Origin of the sequence: Streptococcus sp. LQJ-218 (assembly GCF_003428885.1) — a bacterium.
In the GTDB taxonomy this organism is placed as follows: Bacteria; Bacillota; Bacilli; order Lactobacillales; family Streptococcaceae; genus Streptococcus.
The window spans coordinates 56,461-72,126 of the sequence record NZ_QQRU01000001.1 but is presented as its reverse complement, the minus strand read 5'-3'; the positions used below and the strand labels follow the sequence as shown (position 1 = coordinate 72,126).

Here is a 15,666-nt window from a genome sequence, read left to right as displayed (position 1 = left end):
ATACTTATAATGCGTATTTTTGTCAATTCTTCTATCTTATCTATTCGTAAAAAAGAAAAAAGATCAGGAAATTTCCCAATCTTCATTTATGTTTATTTGATTTTTTTAGCTAGCATGGTCGCAAAGCGTAGTTGGATACGATTGCCATTTTCGTCACGACGGTGCAAATGGCCTGGATTTTCATTGTACTTAACTAATTCCCAATCCTTGTAATAGTCTGCCAATTCCCCTTCTTTAAAGGTGAATGGAAAGTTCACTGAGCAAGGATAATCCTCTGTGTCCATGGCACAGACGATAAGATTGTAGCCACCAACTGTGGTTTTCTCCTGCATGTTTTTGATAATTGTAGGAATGCAGTCTTCTTGCAGAAACATCAGAACAACTGTCGAGACGATGAAATCATAGACTTGCCCAATGCTGGCTGAATTAATATCATAAAGACCAACAGGCATATCCAAGTCTTCCTGCTCCACAATGCTTTGCAAGATTTCAAGAGATAATTCATTTTGATCCACAGCTGTCACATCAAAACCTTGCTGGGCTAAAAAAAGTGCATTACGGCCTTGACCACAGCCCAAATCCAAGGCTTTCCCTGGTTTTACTGTCTGCATTGCCTCTAGAACCTCTGAATGAACCGGATTGGTATTGTATTTCTTAGGAAAATAATCCTCAGGTTTACAATAAAATTCTAAGTACCATTCCACATCATCTGTGGCTGCCTCCACTCGGTGCCAGGCTTGCGGTTGCGCCATGGGATTGTCAGCTCCTGCCTCAAAGAGGTGATAAGCTAGAACCTCACCATCTGCTGTCAACTCAATAAACTTGAGAGTTCCTTTTAAAACAGTAATCTTGCCCCAAGTCCCAACTTTTGTATTGTGCTTTTGCTGAACAGCCTCAGGCATAGTTTGTTTATTCCACAAAGGCATGCGTTTATAGGCAACTAGTTTTTCCATCTTCATTCCTCTTTTTATCGCTGGTTGACTGCTTTCATCACGCGCGCAATATCGCGATTCTGCTCACGACGTTTGATAGACTCCCGTTTATCATAGTCATGCTTCCCTTTAGCAAGACCTAAAAGAAGTTTAGCATAGCCATCTTTGATATAGACTTTGAGGGGAACCAGGGTCATTCCTGTCCCTTTTGTCTCTTGCTCCAACTTTTGGATTTGCTTTTTATGGAGCAGGAGTTTACGACGACGTTCTGGTTCCTGGTTCCAGATATTGCCCTCTTCGTAAGGAGCGATATGAACATTGCTCAACCAGACTTCCCCATTTTTTACTTGGGCAAAGCCATCTTTGAGATTGATTCGAGCAGCTCGTACACTCTTGATTTCAGTTCCAGTCAGGACCATTCCTGCCTCTAGCGTATCTACGATTGTATAGTCGTGACGCGCCTTTTTATTTTGTGCGACGACCTTTCCCTCGCCCTTTGCCATCCTTGGCTCCTTTCTTAGCTACTTCCTTATAAAAAGGTTTCTTTCCTTTTTTCTTCTTGTCTTTTTGTGAATGCTTGCGCTTATCATTTGAGCGTCCTGGTTTTCTCTTATCTTCCTTCTTATCTGAACGACGACTTGAACCACGCCCTCTATCATTACGATTAGACTCTTTCAAGCCTTTTTCAACCACATCAAACTCACTTGGAATGTAAGAGAAGTCGATTTCACCCGTCATCTTGTCGGCTCTTTCAACTCGGATCCGGATTTGCTGACCAACACGGAAGGTTGTTCCTGATTTCTCCCCACGAAGAGTCAAATCACGTTCGTTGAAATTGTAGAACTCAGGCAAATTGGTGATATGAATCAAGCCTTCGACTGTATTTGGCAATTCAACAAAGAGACCGAATTTGACAATACTTGATACAACCGCATCGTACTCTTGGCCTACATATTCCTCCATATACTCAGCCTTTTTCATGGCTTCGACCTCACGCTCAGCCTCAATGGCACGACGCTCACGGTTGGAAGACTGGGTCGCAATCTCTGGAATCACTTGCTCAAAATGCTCGGCTATTTCCTTAGAACGGCCGTAGTCCCGAATCATGCGGTGAACAAGAAGGTCTGGATAACGACGAATCGGACTGGTAAAGTGAGTATAATAGTCAGCCGCTAGTCCATAGTGTCCGTGATTGTGCTCCGAATAACGTGCCTGCTGCATAGAGCGAAGAAGCATCATGGACAATACATCCGCATAAGGTTCTCCCTCAACAGTACGCATGATGTCTTGGAGGGCCTCCTGGCTAATCTCACTGGCAGTCCCATAAATGCGCAGGCCAAAACTCGAAGCATAGTCAATAAACTTCTGAACTTTTTCAGCCTTTGGCTCCTCATGGATACGATAAATAAAAGGCAAATCCAGCTTGCTAAAATGCTCGGCAACTGTTTCATTGGCCATCAACATGAAAGACTCAATCATACGCTCGGCAACACCACGCTGACGAAGAACGATATCAACAGGCTTACCTTGTTTATCTACTAAAATCTTAGCTTCGCTGGTATCAAAATTGAGAGCTCCACGTTTCTCACGCATGATTTCTAAAATTTCATGGAGCTTAGCCATGAGTTCGATACTTGGAACAATTTTCTGATATTCTTGTCTCTTTTCCTTATCTCCAGCTAGGATATCATTGACATCACTGTAGGTCATACGGAAGCTTGTCTTGATAACCGTTTGGGCAATAGTGTAATTAATCACACGACCATGTTTATCAATCTCCATAATAGCCGACTGAGTCAAGCGGTCCACTTGAGGGTTAAGAGAACAGATTCCGTTTGAGAGGCGCTCTGGCAGCATTGGAACTACACGGTCTGTCACATAGACAGAGGTCGCACGGTTAAGAGCTTCCTTGTCAAGGGCAGAACCTTCTGTCACATAGTAAGAGACATCGGCAATGTGAACACCGAGTTCGATATTTCCATTTTTCAAAGGCTTGATGTGAACTGCATCGTCCAAGTCCTTGGCGTCAGCACCATCAATGGTAAAGGTAATCTCATCTCTTAGATCCAGACGACCTTCCATATCCTCTTGAGACGGAGCATCAGGCACACTTTCTGCTTCCTTGACAACAGCCTCTGGAAACTCGGATACAATGTCCATAGACTCCAAAACCTCAAGGACATCAATCCCAGCATCAGTCGAGTGTCCTACCACGTCTAGCACACTAGCGACAAAGAAATCGTGTTTCTTACTTGGATATTTGTCAATAAAGACCTTGAGAACTTCCGTTCCCTCTAGTTTAAGAGCTGGTTTCTTAACATAAATTGGCTGACTGATTTTTTGATTCTTTGAACGAATGTAGCCCGCATACTTAGGCTTTTCCTGATCCAGAACGATTTGGCCGACAACTGTCGTCAGACTGTGCTCTAGGATATCGATAATCTTGGCTTCTGCTGCAGTTCCCTTGTTGCGATCAGCAACTTTCTTAATCACGACCTCAACGGTATCACCATCAATGGCATAGTTAACATCGTTTTTTCCAACAAAAAGGTCGTCCTCTTCGCCTTCCAGACTGACAAAGCCAAAGCCGTTTTTATGGGCATGAAAAATCCCCTTGAGAGTAATCTCCTGCTTTTTCTTGACTTCTAAGGTCAGACTTCCATCTTCTTCAAAACGAATCTGGTGCTTTCTTTCCATTAGGGACAAGGTTTTAATCAACTCACGAAAATCCTTGGAATCGTCTTTTCCCAAAGCCTGAGCCAAGTCATTGACCGTCACCTTGCTCTTTTCTTGCAAATATTCTTTTATTCTATCTTTCATATTTTCTTTCTAGATTTTTTTATTTTCTTTTACTGTAAAACCATCTCAAACATCATTTAAAAACAAAAAGAGGCAAAGACCTAGTCCTGCCCATTTTTTCTTATCTACTTGATAATACCGTCAATGCTAAGGCAATGGCTAGCCAGAAAAAGACTAAAATCCCTGTCAAACGCTGCATGACAGCTTCAAAACCGCGTGCTTTACTGCGTTCAAACAAATCACCTGAGCTGGCATCAAATACATTGCTGGATTGGTTTTTGGTTGGTTGCATGAAAATGGCAATCACAATCACAACAGATAATACTAATAAAATGGTTAATAATAGGTTATACATATCAAACTCCTTAAAATCCTTATTATTTTACCATAAAATCTACTTAGATTCAAGATGTAGGGTTACTTTTCTTTCCTTGGGACAATACTTTAAAACCTCAATCTTATCTGGATGAGTTTTTGAGTTTTTACTGGTTAGGTAATTGATACTGCCACAAGAGGAGCATTTGAGATTAATTTTTACTCGCACTAGATTTCCTTTACTTTTAATAATGTTCGAAATTGAAGCAGGTTAAAGAGACAACTAAAGGCAACACAAAGGCTTGTCGCATAAAAGACTGCATGGTAGCCGAATTGACCTGCTACTGCAGAACCTGCCATAGGCCCAACGACACCTCCCAGATAAAAGAATACCTGATTGAAGGCAAAGACTCTCGAAATACCGGCTTTTGGAGTCATTTTGCTGAGTAGGGCATTGACCCCAGGTATCAAGGCACCGGTTCCCAAGCCAAAGAGGAATCGATAGAGTCCTAGTTGAAGGGGGCTAGAGGCATTAGCACAGAGGAGATAGACGATGACTGAATAAAACTGGGCTAAAACTAAAAGACGATGGTTGCCCACCTTGTCACCTAGCTTGCCCATGACTCCTGCACTCATCATGCTGGAAAAGCCCATACTGGACACAATCAAACCAGATACAAAGAGAAGATTTTCCGTCTGGCCTAAGTCGCGCACATACAGAGCTAAGATAGGGCCGATTGATTGGGCTGAAAATTGGATGACAAAACTGGTCAGAAAGAGGTTGGCCAAGAGATAAGGATATTTAACTGATGTAAACAATTCCTTTGTTGGGATGGTCTTTCCCTTGGCTACTGGTTGAAAATCTTCCTTGATAAAGCAAATAGTCAAAACAGCAGCTAAGAATAGAAAACTACCAACTAGTAAGAATACAGTACGAATGCCAAATAATTCTGCAATAAAGCCACCGATAAAGGGACCAGTTAGAGTGCCTGCAACTACGCCAGTAGACAAAGTCCCGAGAGCAGAGCCTGATTTCTCCTTGGGAACCTGACTGGCTATCAAGGCAGTTGCATTAGGAACAAATCCTGCAAATACACCGTTTAATAAACGAAGAAAGATTAACCAATAAATATTTGGGACAAAAGCCAAGCCTCCCATAGTAATGGTCATGGCCATGCCAGCTCGAATCATCATGGGTTTTCGACCGTATTTGTCAGCAAGAATGCCCCAGATAGGAGAGAAAATTGCCGCAGAAATAGCAGAGACAGAAATGGCTAAACCTGCATAAAAAGCAGCTTGATCACTCCTTACACCCAGATTTTCCACAAATATAGGCATAAAAGGCACAACCAAAGAAATACTGGCTCCTGTCAGAAAATTACCAAACCAGGCAATGCGCAAATTATCCTTCCAGTTAATCTCTGTCATCTTGCTGACCTCTCTCGAGAAGGATATGCACTTGATTAAGAAGCTGGCTCTGATTACCATTATTATCAAGAATATGGCTGGCCAAATCTTTCTTTTTCTCTAAAGGCCACTGGGCTGTCAGACGAGACTCAGCTTCATCTTTGGACAAGTGGTCTCTTTTCATTAGACGTTTTACTTGGACATCTCGATCCACATAGACCAACCAGGTCTCATCAAACCAAGCACTGTAGTCCTGTTCAAAAAGTAGGGGAATATCCATGAAGAAAATCTCTTCTGTCTGAGCCAATTGGTCTCTCAAATTAGCCAGTTCTTCACGAATAATCTCTCCTTGAATCATCTTAGACCATTCTCTCTCTTCAGGATTTGAAAAGATAAGACTAGCTAGGAGAGGGCGATTGAGTTCTCCGCTTTCAAGGATGACTTTTTGCCCAAAATGCTGGACTAGAGCCTCAAACAGACGATCACCAGGTTTCTGTAGTTGGTGGACAAGAGCGTCAGCATCCACTACTTGAAAGCCTTGCTTTCTTAGAAAATTTGTCACGGTTGACTTACCAGAGGCAATTCCTCCTGTGATTCCGATGATTTTTTCCATCAGCCCCTCCTTTGGCACTGAGGACAAAAGTGAGTTCCTCGTCCGCCTAGCTGGATTTTCTCAATCACAGTTCCACAACGTGAACATTCTTGACCAGTCTTGTCATAGACCTGATGAAAGTCCTGCATAGTTCCATCTTTTCCAAAGGCATTGGTATAGGTCCGAATGGTGGAACCACCTTTTTCAACGGCCTGCTCCAAAACAGCGACGGTCTGGTCATGAATGGCAGTCGCTTCTTCTGCTGTCAAAGTCTGGGAAGGTTTAGCTGGATGAACCTGAGCCCGCCAGAGAACCTCATCCACATAGATATTGCCAAGACCAGCCACCAAGGTCTGGTCTAGGAGATGGGATTTGATAGGCTTTTTGGACTTGGTTAGAGCAACTTGAAAGACCTGTAAATCAAAGTCCTGTTCTGTAGGTTCAGGCCCTAATTTTTTAGAAATAAAGTATGCTTCTAAAAGCTCCGGAGCAAGTAACTCCATAGTTCCAAACTTACGGACATCCTCGTAAACTAGAGTCCCACCATCTTCAAAATGAATCAAAACATGGGCATGCTTGCGTTCAGGAACCTGATCTGGATAGTAAAAATACTTGCCCTCCATCCGCAGGTGGGAAATCAAAACCTTGTCTGTCAGGTAGAAAAGCAAATATTTGCCACGACGTCCCATTGACTTAACAACTTGACCAGGCACTTCCTTTTGAAACTCGTCCAAGTCCGTTTTAATCATCTTGGGATAGCGAATTTCTATACTCGAAATCTTCTTTCCTAGAATCAATTTTTCTAAGCCACGACGAACGGTTTCAACCTCAGGTAATTCAGGCATAAGTCCTCCTTCTGTAAAAACAAGAAGCAGGCATGAGCCCACCTCTACTTAGTATTCTTTTTTATTATAGCCAAAGTCAGCCAAATCTAGCTTTTTATCACGCCAGTTTTTCTTGACCTTGACCCATGTTTCTAGGAAGACCTTGTCTCCTAGCATGAGTTCGATATCACGACGGGCCATAGTCCCAATTTTCTTGAGCATGGCACCACCTTTACCGATGATAATCCCTTTTTGGCTATCACGTTCGACCATAATCGTTGCACGGATGTGAACCTTGTCTGTCTCTTCATCACGCTTCATAGAGTCAACTACTACTGCGACTGAGTGAGGAATCTCTTCACGAGTTAGGTACAAGACTTTCTCGCGTACCATTTCTGATACCAAGAATCGCTCTGGGTGATCTGTGATTTGATCCGCTGGGAAATATTGGAAACCTTCATCCAGATTTTCACTCAAAATATCCACTAGATGAGACACGTTATTTCCCTGAAGAGCTGAGATTGGTACAATTTCCTTGAAGTCCATTTGATTACGGAAATCATCAATCTGAGACAAAAGCTGGTCTGGATGGACCTTATCGATTTTATTCACCACCAAAATCACAGGAACCTTGGCAGCCTTGAGACGCTCGATAATCATATCATCCCCCTTACCACGCGCTTCATCAGCAGGCACCATAAAAAGAACAGTATCCACTTCACGAAGGGTGCTATAGGCAGACTCTACCATGAAATCTCCGAGTGCTGTTTTAGGTTTGTGAATCCCTGGTGTGTCGATAAAGACAATTTGCTCCTTATCAGTCGTGTAAATTCCCATGATTTTGTTGCGCGTTGTCTGCGCCTTGTCACTCATGATGGCAATCTTTTGCCCCATAACATGATTTAAAAAGGTTGACTTCCCAACGTTGGGACGTCCTAAAATGGCTACAAAGCCTGATTTAAATGTCATAATTTCCTCTTACTGTTTAAAATAATAAATCCCAGATTCTTGGGAGAAAAATCAATGCGCCTGTTAAGGCTGCGAAAAGAGAGACCACTAATACAGCGCCAGCCGCCATATCCTTGGCATTTTTAGCCAGCATAGAAAAGTGGTAGTGACTGGCCAAATCCACTACATTTTCGATAGCAGAATTGATAATTTCAAAAGCTACTACCAAGAAAATGCTCAATAGGAGAAAGAGCCATTCGATTCGTGACACCTGAAAAACAAAACCTGCAAGGATGACGACAAGAGCCGTCACTGCATGTTTTCGCATATTGCGTTCTTCCTTGATAGCAGTAAAAATTCCTGTGAGAGCAAATTCTAAACTGGATATCAGGTCACGATTTTTCCATTTTCGTTTATTGTCTTGTGAGTCCATAGGCTGTCAAAATTTCTTCTTGTAAACCGAACATCTCCTCTTCTTCTTCCGGAGTGTAGTGATCATAGCCGTTGATATGTAAAAAGCCGTGTACTGCCAAGAAGCCCATCTCACGCTCAAAGCTGTGACCATATTCCTCAGCCTGCTCATGGGCCTTATCGATAGAGATGAATAGTTCCCCAATATAGGTATCAAACTCAGACATCATCTCTGCCAATTCTGGATTTTCAAGCAAATCTTCCTCGTCAAAGGCAATTTCCAACTCTGGTTTATATTCAAGACTGATAACATCTGTCGGACGGTCCGTGTCACGGTACTCAAGATTCAGTTCATGACTACGCTCATTAGTCACAAAAGTGACTGCCATCTCCTTGTCTTCTTTTCCTAATTTTTGGGCTGCAAATTCCAAAATCTCTTGGGTTTGTTGCAAGATTTCTTGTGAAACTTGACCAGTTTCATCTACCATTTCAATATACATGTGCTTCTCGTTTCTCTTTACTTGGCTTTATTATACCACATTTCCATGATTTTATTCTACCTTTTTGATATAATACTATGGAATACAATCACAAGGAGAGAACGATGTCATTTGACGGATTTTTTTTACACCACATGGTTAAGGAATTGCGAAGAGAGTTAGTGAATGGTCGCATTCAGAAAATCAATCAACCTTTTGAACAAGAGTTGGTCTTGCAAATCCGCAGCAATCGCCAAAGTCAGCGCCTGCTCCTTTCTGCTCACCCAGTTTTTGGACGCATTCAGCTGACCCAAGCGACTTTTGAAAATCCAGCCCAACCTTCTACCTTTATCATGGTTTTAAGAAAATATTTGCAGGGTGCCCTTATTGAGTCAATTGAGCAGATGGAAAATGACCGGATTGTGGAGATTACAGTTTCCAATAAAAATGAGATTGGAGACCATATTCAGGCTACCTTGATTATCGAAATCATGGGTAAACACAGTAATATTCTACTGGTCGATAAAAGTAGTCATAAAATCCTCGAAGTAATCAAACACATCGGCTTTTCACAAAATAGCTACCGTACCTTGCTTCCTGGATCAACCTATATTACTCCGCCAAGTACGGAATCACTCAATCCTTTTACTATCAAGAATGAGAAGCTCTTTGAAATCCTGCAAACACAGGAAACGACAGCTAAAAACCTTCAAAATCTCTTTCAAGGTCTCGGTCGTGATACGGCAAATGAATTGGAAAGGATACTGGTTCATGAAAAACTGTCCACCTTCCGAAATTTTTTCAATCAAGAAACCAAGCCATGCTTGACTGAGACTTCCTTCAGTCCAATTCCTTTTTCAAATCAGGTAGGAGAGCCTTTTGCCAGTCTTTCTGATTTGTTGGATACCTACTATAAGGACAAGGCTGAACGCGACCGCGTCAAACAGCAAGCCAGTGAACTCATTCGCCGTGTTGAAAATGAACTTCAGAAGAATCGGCATAAGCTGAAAAAACAGGAAAAAGAATTACTAGCGACAGACAATGCTGAGGAATTTCGCCAAAAAGGGGAATTGCTGACAACCTTCCTCCACCAAGTGCCTAACGACCAAGACCAGGTTATCCTAGACAACTACTATACCAACCAACCTATCACGATTGCGCTTGATAAGGCTCTGACTCCCAACCAGAATGCTCAACGCTACTTTAAACGGTACCAGAAACTCAAAGAAGCTGTCAAATACCTGACTGAACTGATTGAAGAAACCAAGGCAACCATTCTCTATTTAGAAAGTGTTGAGACTGTTCTCAACCAAGCTGGACTGGAGGAAATCGCTGAAATCCGTGAAGAATTAATCCAAACTGGCTTTATCCGCAGAAGACAACGGGAGAAAATCCAGAAACGCAAAAAACCAGAACAGTATCTGGCGAGTGATGGAAAAACCATTATCTATGTCGGCCGAAACAACCTACAAAACGAGGAACTAACCTTTAAAATGGCTCGCAAGGAGGAACTTTGGTTCCATGCCAAGGACATTCCTGGAAGCCACGTTGTCATCTCAGGCAATCTTGACCCATCTGATGAAGTCAAGACAGACGCTGCCGAGCTAGCTGCCTACTTCTCTCAAGGTCGCTTATCAAATCTAGTTCAAGTAGATATGATTGAAGTCAAAAAACTCAACAAACCAACTGGTGGAAAACCCGGTTTTGTAACCTATACCGGACAAAAGACCCTCCGTGTCACACCAGACCCCGAAAAAATCGCATCCATGAAAAAATCCTGATTTCACTTGAAATCAGGATTTTTAACTTGTTTTCTTAACAATTTGAAAACAATCAAGAACAGATTGATTACAGTTTACATCAGAGACTCTTTTACTTCCTTGCGTAGATTTTCTAGACTGCTGATACCATATTTATCCATGACCTTTGGCAGATTTTCGATGATATCAGGACAGGCATATGGATTGGTAAAGTTGGCTGTTCCAACTCCAATAGCAGATGCTCCAGCCAGATACATCTCTAGCGCAGCTTCTGCCGAATCCACTCCTCCCATTCCAATGATAGGCAGGTCTGTTGTTTGGGCTACTTGGCGGATGAGTTTGAGGGCTACTGGAAAGACTGCTGGACCAGACATCCCACCTGTGCCATTGGCCAAGATTGGTTTTCTGGTTTTGAGGTCAAAGCGCATTCCAACTAGAGTATTGATCATGGTTAAGCCACTTGCCCCCGCATCTTCTGCAGCTTTTGCGACTGTGACAATATCCGTCACACTAGGAGTTAGTTTGACATAAACTGGTACATCAGAGGCTTCCACAGCCGCTTTCACCACATCATAAGCCAGATCAGGATCTTGACCAATCAAAAGTCCGTGATTACAGTGATCTACGTTGGGACAAGAAATATTGAGCTCGATAGCCTTCACATTAGTTGCCTTTGAAATTCCTCGAGAAACAGCTGCATACTCTTGTTTTGAAAAACCAGCCACATTAGCAATAATAGGAAGATTTGGATATTCTCTTTCCAGCCAAGGCAGCTTTTCAGCCAAAACAACTTCCAAACCAGGATTTTGCAAACCGATTGCATTGAGCATACCAGCGGGTGTCTCTGCCACCCTTGGAGTTGGATTTCCAAAACGGGCTTCAAGGGTCGTCGCCTTGATCATAATCGAACCTAACAGGTCTAAATCATAGTACTTGGCATACTCTTGTCCAAAACCAAAACAGCCCGATGCTGGAATAATTGGATTTTTCAAATCCAAGCCTGGTAGAGAAACTTGTAAACGATTTGTAGTCATGATTTTCTCCTTATAATACAACTGTTCCTGTGCGGAAAACAGGGCCATCTTCACAGACTCGTTGGCTAACCGTCTCGCTTTCTGGCACTTTTAGGACGCAGGCGTAGCAAGCCCCCATCCCACAAGCCATACGAGATTCCAGAGATAGATAGGCTCTTGGGTGATCATAAAAGGTTTGATTGATATACTTCATCATTCCAGGCGCCCCACATGAGTAAACAGCATCAAACTGACTGTCTAAATCATTGATGACAACAGAAACATTCCCCTTGATACCATATGAACCATCATCTGTCGTTACAAAGACTTGACCATATTGAGCTAATTCCGTCTCTAAAATAACAGCCTCCCTATTAGCAAATCCGAGAACTGTTACTACTTTCACACCACGCCCATGCAATTCCTTGGCCACCTCAAGTAAGGGTGGAACACCAATCCCACCACCAACAAGGAGAACCTGACTCTGATTGTCTAAATCAGACAAGTCAAAACCATTTCCCTGAGGCCCCATTACATCAAGAGTCTCTCCCTGACTTAAGGTTGAGAAAATAGCTGTTCCAGCTCCTTCAATTCGATAAATGAGGTGACACTGCTTGTTAACCTTGTCAATAGACGAAATTGAAATAGGGCGACGCAAAAGATGGGCATCATCAGGCACACGTAGATGTAGAAATTGGCCTGCTCGCATAGCTTCAACCATTTCTCCTTCTAGGATTAATTCAAAGATTGCTGGCGCGATTTCCTCCTGTGCAACCACTTTCATGGTTTCCAAACGAATTGCACCCAAACGTTTCTTACATGTGGGATTCATGACTTTTCCTCCTTAAATTTTAAGGGGACCAGATAAAGAAAAGGCCTTGCTAATGCAAGGCCTCAGTTAGGTTAGGCTAGAACTTATGCGCACACTTAAAAAGTCTCCACAGAGAGTCCCCTATCCCTTTTATCTGACACCTTGTGAGTCTCTCTGGACTCCCCTTAAAGGTTAAATTTTTATTAGTATACTCTTTCAGCTAAAAAAAGTCAAGTAGAAAACGAACATTCTACTTGACCTCATGAGATTATTTTTCACGAATAACTTCGACCTTGTAGCCATCAGGGTCTTTGACAAAGTAATAGTTAGGTGCAGTTCCTGGTAGACCATTTGGCTCAGTCACTTCATATCCTTTTGCACTATGCTCTTGATGAAGAGCTTCAAGGTCAGGTGTACTTAGAGCGACATGAGCAAATCCATCTCCAACTACATAAGGGCCATGATCATAGTTGTAAGTCAACTCCAACTCATAGTCGTCACCCTCAAGTCCTAGATAGACAATCGTGAAAGCATGGTCTGGAAAATCTCTGCGACGCAATTCTTTAAAACCAAAAGCATCTTGATAGAATGCGATTGATTTTTCAAGATTTTCTACTCGCAAGCAAGTGTGTAGCATTTTTGAAGCCATATTTTTCTCCTTTATTTTTAAAAAAGACTGGGAAATTCCTACTCCAGTCTCATCAGTTATTATTTACCAAGTTTTGCTTTAGCTGCATCTGCAAGAGCTGTGAAAGCTGCTGCATCGTTAACAGCCAAGTCAGCAAGCATTTTACGGTTAACTTCGATCTCAGCCAATTTCAAACCATGCATCAATTGTGAGTATGAAAGTCCGTTCATACGAGCTGCCGCGTTGATACGAGTGATCCACAATTTACGGAAGTCACGTTTTTTCTGACGACGGTCACGGTATGCATAGTAGTAAGAGTTCATTACTTGTTCTTTTGCAGTACGGAACAAGATGTGTTTAGCTCCATAGTAACCTTTTGCTAATTTAAGAATACGTTTACGGCGTTTGCGTGATACAACGCCACCTTTAACACGTGCCATGTTTTATTTCCTCCAAATATTTCCTAGAATTGTTTACTTACAGTCAAGCTATTATTTCAAGCGAGTAAGCATTGCTTTGATACGTTTGAAATCTCCTGAATGCACCATAGATGCTTTACGAAGATGACGACGTTGTTTCTTAGTTTTTCCGTGGAAACGGTGAGAAGTGTAAGCACGGAAACGTTTAAGTCCACCAGAACCTGTACGTTTGAAACGTTTAGCTGATGCGCGGTGTGTTTTTTGTTTTGGCATGATTTTTTCTCCTTTATTTCACTTTCTGACAATTATTTTTTGTCAGTCGCTGGCGCCAATTGCATGAACATTTGACGTCCATCCATTTTAGCACGTTGTTCGATGATGGCAATATCTTGAGTTGCTTCAGCAAACTCGGCTAAAACTTTTGCACCAATCTCTTTATGGGTAATCATACGACCCTTAAAGCGAATAGATACCTTAACTTTATTTCCTTTTTCAAGGAATTTGCGTGCATTGCGAAGTTTTGTATCAAAGTCACCCTTGTCAATAGTTGGACTTAGACGAACTTCTTTCACAGTAACAACACTTTGTTTTTTACGTTGTTCTTTTTGCTTCTTCTGGTACTCAAATTTGAACTTACCGTAGTCCATAATTTTTGCAACAGGCGGTTTTGCTTGGGGTTGAATCAATACTAAGTCAACATTTGCACTATCAGCCAATGCTTGCGCTTCACTGAGTGGCTTGATGCCTAGCTGTTCTCCCTCAAGACCGATCAAGCGAACTTCACGTACACGAATTTCATCATTGATGAATAAGTCTTGCTTTGCTATGGTTTTCACCTCTTTTGTTTTATTAGAGAAAAACAATAGCGGACTCGTAAATATACAAGCCCGCACGTTATGATAGCGTTTCTTAGAAACTTTTCATCCGTAGGGCCAGGCAACTTAATGTCACAAGGCGAGAAGCTCTCACTTCTGCTTTTCTCAACTTTTATATGATACCAAGTTTTCCAGCCCTTGTCAAGATAAAAAGTTATTTTTTTGAAAAGTTTCTGTTTGTATTTTTGCTTAGTTTCCACATCAAAAAGAGAGAACCAAGGTGATTCCCTCTCTATGTTAGTTTTTCCTTATTTTCTGTATAGGAAAGCTAGGATCTATTAAAAATTTCCTTTTTTCGTGAACTTCCCCATCTTTCAATAAATAGAATTCCCAATAGCAAAACAATTATCGTGCAAGACAGTAAGACCATCCCCATGCCCCAATTTAGATTGACATTATCAATCTGCTTAGGTAATCTTCCGGATAGAATCTCCACTGAACGCAAGTAAGTAAAGGGAATCAGATGGGCAATCCTCTGAAGAGGCTGAATGGTTTGGATACCAAACAATAAGCCAACAATCCCAATTAAGGAAATAAAGAGGACAGGCATTTTTTGCTTGAAAAAGTAAGCAATCAAATAGACGACTTCCACAATGACGATAAAAGCTAAGAAAGCTAGTAACAAGCTAGGAAATAACACATCCTGTATCTTTCCAATAGTTACCTCTTGATTCACTAAGCTATAAATCGGGTAGGGATAATCTAACTGTCCAAAACCACTTATCAGACTTCCCACTAGAAAAGAAAATCCGCTAATTCCGATAAACAACACACTTACATAGCCCACTCCAACTCCAAGAGAGGATATTGCAAATGTCACTTTTGAAAAAGGATATAACTGAGCGGTATCCAGATGATTTTGATATCTTTCTGCAAATAGTTGCGTTAGCATAAAAATAATAGCAACCACAAACAAGGTTGGGATGATAGCCTCTAAAATCCAGACAATCTGATCAATTCCGTGGGTCGGAAACTCCAAAGTATGTGCTTTTATGTTCAAGGGATATAGGGCTTGGTAGGTCTTCCGTTCGCGGTCAACCCCCATTTTTAATTCAGAGTTAGAGTTCGGGTCATTTGATACAAATTCATAATTCTTCTCTTCATCTTGCCACTGCAAATAGTAGGCTTCTTTCCAGCGCCCTTCTTTTAACAAAGCCAGAATTTCTTTCTTTTGCGTCAAAAGATTTTTTTGCAATTCTAAATCATTTTTAGCAATCTGGTATTCCTCCGAGTTGGTATCAGATATTTGGGAGAGTTTCTCTTCATATTCATTGATGATTCTCTCATCTTTTACAAGACTGGTTTCCAACTCACTCTCCAAGCTGTGTGAGTTTGCAGTCCGACTATTTAAATAAAAGGTAACACCGAGTCCAGATACAAATAAAGCTAAGATAATCCAGTTTAAGCGACTTTTGAAAACTTTTTTCAATAAAAATAGACTAACATCTTTCAT

General features: G+C 41.6%; 19 protein-coding genes and 1 other annotated feature. Of the genes, 1 reads left to right on the top strand and 18 read right to left on the bottom strand.

Going from position 1 to position 15,666, the window contains the following annotated elements; translation table 11 throughout:
- Nucleotides 1-92: 92 nt before the first annotated feature.
- The 11 genes from tehB to ybeY form a co-directional block, all read right to left on the bottom strand.
- Nucleotides 93-953: an SAM-dependent methyltransferase TehB gene (gene tehB / locus D2908_RS00505; RefSeq protein ID WP_117304090.1), complete on the bottom strand. Its 861-nt coding sequence runs from the start codon at nucleotides 951-953 to the stop codon at nucleotides 93-95.
- A gap of 14 nt (nucleotides 954-967) precedes the next feature.
- The gene (gene smpB, locus D2908_RS00500; RefSeq protein WP_001051750.1) at nucleotides 968-1,435 is read right to left on the bottom strand and encodes an SsrA-binding protein SmpB; all 468 of its coding nucleotides are present in this window, start codon (nucleotides 1,433-1,435) and stop codon (nucleotides 968-970) included.
- Nucleotides 1,398-3,752, bottom strand: a complete 2,355-nt coding sequence (rnr, locus tag D2908_RS00495) for a ribonuclease R (RefSeq protein ID WP_117304088.1) — start codon at nucleotides 3,750-3,752, stop codon at nucleotides 1,398-1,400. Before rnr ends, smpB begins: the two co-directional genes overlap by 38 nt.
- Before the next feature lie 100 nt (nucleotides 3,753-3,852).
- A complete protein-coding gene (secG, locus tag D2908_RS00490; protein WP_000282517.1) occupies nucleotides 3,853-4,086 on the bottom strand; it encodes a preprotein translocase subunit SecG in 234 nt (77 codons plus the stop codon).
- Between the two features lie 39 nt (nucleotides 4,087-4,125).
- The gene (rpmG, locus tag D2908_RS00485) at nucleotides 4,126-4,275 is read right to left on the bottom strand and encodes a 50S ribosomal protein L33 (protein ID WP_001809104.1); all 150 of its coding nucleotides are present in this window, start codon (nucleotides 4,273-4,275) and stop codon (nucleotides 4,126-4,128) included.
- Complete coding sequence (locus D2908_RS00480) at nucleotides 4,275-5,474, bottom strand: multidrug efflux MFS transporter (protein WP_117304086.1); 1,200 nt, start codon at nucleotides 5,472-5,474, stop codon at nucleotides 4,275-4,277. The genes rpmG and D2908_RS00480 overlap by 1 nt, the downstream gene beginning before the upstream one ends.
- Nucleotides 5,461-6,066: a dephospho-CoA kinase gene (gene coaE / locus D2908_RS00475; RefSeq protein ID WP_117304084.1), complete on the bottom strand. Its 606-nt coding sequence runs from the start codon at nucleotides 6,064-6,066 to the stop codon at nucleotides 5,461-5,463. The genes D2908_RS00480 and coaE overlap by 14 nt, the downstream gene beginning before the upstream one ends.
- The gene (mutM, locus tag D2908_RS00470) at nucleotides 6,066-6,890 is read right to left on the bottom strand and encodes a DNA-formamidopyrimidine glycosylase (protein WP_117304083.1); all 825 of its coding nucleotides are present in this window, start codon (nucleotides 6,888-6,890) and stop codon (nucleotides 6,066-6,068) included. The genes coaE and mutM overlap by 1 nt, the downstream gene beginning before the upstream one ends.
- A gap of 48 nt (nucleotides 6,891-6,938) precedes the next feature.
- Nucleotides 6,939-7,838 (bottom strand): GTPase Era, encoded by a 900-nt coding sequence (gene era / locus D2908_RS00465; protein ID WP_117304081.1) that lies wholly within the window; start codon nucleotides 7,836-7,838, stop codon nucleotides 6,939-6,941.
- Between the two features lie 16 nt (nucleotides 7,839-7,854).
- Entirely contained in the window at nucleotides 7,855-8,250 is a 396-nt protein-coding gene (locus D2908_RS00460; RefSeq protein ID WP_000378166.1) for a diacylglycerol kinase, read from the bottom strand.
- Nucleotides 8,231-8,728, bottom strand: coding sequence for an rRNA maturation RNase YbeY (gene ybeY / locus D2908_RS00455; protein ID WP_117304079.1), 498 nt, complete (start codon nucleotides 8,726-8,728; stop codon nucleotides 8,231-8,233). The genes D2908_RS00460 and ybeY overlap by 20 nt, the downstream gene beginning before the upstream one ends.
- Before the next feature lie 104 nt (nucleotides 8,729-8,832).
- Between ybeY and pavA the strand changes: the two genes are divergently transcribed.
- Complete coding sequence (gene pavA, locus D2908_RS00450) at nucleotides 8,833-10,488, top strand: Rqc2 family fibronectin-binding protein PavA (RefSeq protein WP_117304077.1); 1,656 nt, start codon at nucleotides 8,833-8,835, stop codon at nucleotides 10,486-10,488.
- Nucleotides 10,489-10,562: 74 nt separating this feature from the next.
- Here the strand turns inward: pavA and D2908_RS00445 are convergent, their stop codons facing one another.
- The 7 genes from D2908_RS00445 to D2908_RS00415 form a co-directional block, all read right to left on the bottom strand.
- Complete coding sequence (locus tag D2908_RS00445; protein WP_165847403.1) at nucleotides 10,563-11,549, bottom strand: dihydroorotate dehydrogenase; 987 nt, start codon at nucleotides 11,547-11,549, stop codon at nucleotides 10,563-10,565.
- A complete protein-coding gene (locus D2908_RS00440; protein WP_117304074.1) occupies nucleotides 11,512-12,312 on the bottom strand; it encodes a dihydroorotate dehydrogenase electron transfer subunit in 801 nt (266 codons plus the stop codon). Before D2908_RS00440 ends, D2908_RS00445 begins: the two co-directional genes overlap by 38 nt.
- A 247-nt stretch (nucleotides 12,313-12,559) precedes the next feature.
- Entirely contained in the window at nucleotides 12,560-12,940 is a 381-nt protein-coding gene (locus D2908_RS00435; protein WP_117304073.1) for a VOC family protein, read from the bottom strand.
- A 59-nt stretch (nucleotides 12,941-12,999) separates the two neighbouring features.
- Nucleotides 13,000-13,359 carry a 50S ribosomal protein L20 gene (gene rplT, locus D2908_RS00430; protein WP_000124834.1) on the bottom strand — a complete coding sequence of 120 codons (360 nt, stop codon included), beginning with the start codon at nucleotides 13,357-13,359 and terminating at the stop codon, nucleotides 13,000-13,002.
- Between the two features lie 51 nt (nucleotides 13,360-13,410).
- Nucleotides 13,411-13,611: a 50S ribosomal protein L35 gene (gene rpmI, locus D2908_RS00425; RefSeq protein ID WP_001125942.1), complete on the bottom strand. Its 201-nt coding sequence runs from the start codon at nucleotides 13,609-13,611 to the stop codon at nucleotides 13,411-13,413.
- Nucleotides 13,612-13,643: 32 nt separating this feature from the next.
- Nucleotides 13,644-14,174, bottom strand: a complete 531-nt coding sequence (gene infC / locus D2908_RS00420) for a translation initiation factor IF-3 (protein ID WP_000848184.1) — start codon at nucleotides 14,172-14,174, stop codon at nucleotides 13,644-13,646.
- A 15-nt stretch (nucleotides 14,175-14,189) separates the two neighbouring features.
- Nucleotides 14,190-14,321 (bottom strand) — a sequence feature (ribosomal protein L20 leader region).
- Nucleotides 14,322-14,481: 160 nt separating this feature from the next.
- A complete protein-coding gene (locus D2908_RS00415) occupies nucleotides 14,482-15,666 on the bottom strand; it encodes a hypothetical protein (protein WP_117304071.1) in 1,185 nt (394 codons plus the stop codon).